Origin of the sequence: Pseudomonas sp. NBRC 111143 (genome assembly GCF_001320965.1) — a bacterium.
GTDB lineage: Bacteria > Pseudomonadota > Gammaproteobacteria > Pseudomonadales > Pseudomonadaceae > Aquipseudomonas > Aquipseudomonas machongensis.
This window is the reverse complement of record NZ_BCBT01000110.1, coordinates 1-1,992: the sequence shown is the minus strand read 5'-3', so window position 1 is coordinate 1,992 and position 1,992 is coordinate 1. Positions and strand designations below refer to the sequence as shown.

At 59.6% G+C, this 1,992-nt stretch carries 1 protein-coding gene; it reads right to left on the bottom strand.

Features of this window, described 5'->3' with window-relative positions; genetic code table 11:
* The coding region (locus tag APH44_RS28765) for an immunoglobulin-like domain-containing protein (protein ID WP_371264445.1) at nucleotides 1–1,992 on the bottom strand (1,992 nt) is incomplete at both ends.

Here is a 1,992-nt window from a genome sequence, read left to right as displayed (position 1 = left end):
TTCACTTTGACAGTGAACGACGGCTGCTGGTCTTCGGTGACGTTGCCATTGCTGACGATGGTGACGGAGACCTTGTCGCCTTCGTTGCCGGTGCCAGGAGTACCAGTGCCTGGCTCGTCCGTCACTGTGGTGGTGACGGTGTTGTCGCCGAGGGTCAGCTTCTCGAAGTTATCACCACCGGTAACCGATTCGATCTTGTTGACGATGTTCGGCTGGCCGCCGACATAGACGTCGTCCTTGGCGGTGATGGTGAAGGTGCCAGTGGCGCTGCCGGCAGGCACGGTGACTTTGGTGCCATCGCTCAGGGTGAACACCAGGCCGTTGTGGCCGGTGACCGACAGGCCCTGTGCGTTCGTCAGGGTGACGGTGTAAGTGACCTGGCCGCCTTCGCTGACGGTGGTCTTGTCGGCGCTGAGGGTAGCGACTACTTCGCTGATGGTGTCAGCGATCTGCACGGTGGCCGAACCACCCAGTTCCAGGTTTTCGAAGGTCTTGCCTGGAACACTGGCGTCGCTGATCCCAACGGTGAGCGAGCCCGAGTCTTTGAACACGTCATCGCCCTGGGCTGGCGCCTTGTACTCGACCTGGGTCTGGCCCGCAGCGATGGTGACTTTGTCACCATTGCTCAGGGTGACGGTCAGCGGGCGATCCAGAATCTGGTTCACCTTCACGGTGAACGACGGCTGCTGATCTTCGGTGACATTGCCGTTGCTGATGATGGTGACGGAGACCTTGTCGCCTTCGTTGCCGGTGCCAGGAGTACCAGTGCCTGGCTCGTCCGTCACTGTGGTGGTGACGGTGTTGTCGCCGAGGGTCAGCTTCTCGAAGTTATCTGCGCCAGTCACGCCTTCGAGTTTGTTGACGATCGAAGGCTGGCCGCCAACGTACACATCGTCTGGAGCATGAATGGTGATGGTGCCAGTGGCGCTGCCTGCTGGAACGGTGACTTTGGTGCCGTCCGAAAGGGTAAATACCAGGCCGCCATGACCTTTGACGTCCAGGCCTTGGGCGTTGGTCAGGGTCACGGTGTAAGTGATCTCGCCGCCTTCGCTGACAGTAGTCTTGTCGGCTGTCAGGGTCGCGATGACTTCACTTTCGGTATCGGCGATCTGAACGGTGGCCGAGCCGCCGAGCTCCAGGTTCTCGAAGGTTTTGCCTGGAACACTGGCGTCGCTGATACCAACGGTGAGCGAACCGGAATCCTTAAAGACGTCATCGCCTTGAGCTGGGGCTTTGTACTCAACTTGGGTCTGGCCCGCCGCGATGGTGACTTTGTCGCCATTGCTCAGAGTGACGGTCAGCGGACGATCCAGCGGCTGGTTCACTTTGACAGTGAAGCTTGGCTGCTGGTCTTCGGTGACGTTGCCGTTGCTGACGATGGTGATGGAAACCTTGTCGCCTTCGTTGCCGGTGCCCGGAGTACCGGTACCCGGCTCGTCAGTCACCGTCGTGGTGACGGTGCCGTCACCCAGCGTCAGTTTCTCGAAGTTATCCGCGCCAGTAACACCTTCCAGCTTGTTCACGATCGACGGCTGGCCGCCAACGTAGACGTCGTCTGGAGCAGTGATAGTGACCGTACCGGTAGCACTGCCCGCCGGAATGGTGACCTTGGTGCCATCCGAAAGGGTGAAGGTCAGGCCGCCATGGCCCGTAACATCCAGGCCCTGACCATTGGTCAGCGTAACGGTATAGGTAATCTCGCCACCTTCGGATACGGTGGTCTTGTCGGCGGTCAGGGTTGCGACAACCTCACTTTCGGTGTCAGCGATCTGCACGGTGGCCGAGCTGCCGAGCTCCAGGTTCTCGAAGGTCTTGCCTGGTACGGAAGCGTCGGAAATACCAACGGTCAGGGAGCCCGAGTCTTTGAAGACGTCATCGCCTTGAGCTGGGGCTTTGTACTCAACTTGGGTTTGACCCGCCGCGATGGTGACCTTGTCGCCATTGCTCAGGGTAACGGTCAGCGGACGATCCAGTGGCTGATTCACTTTGACG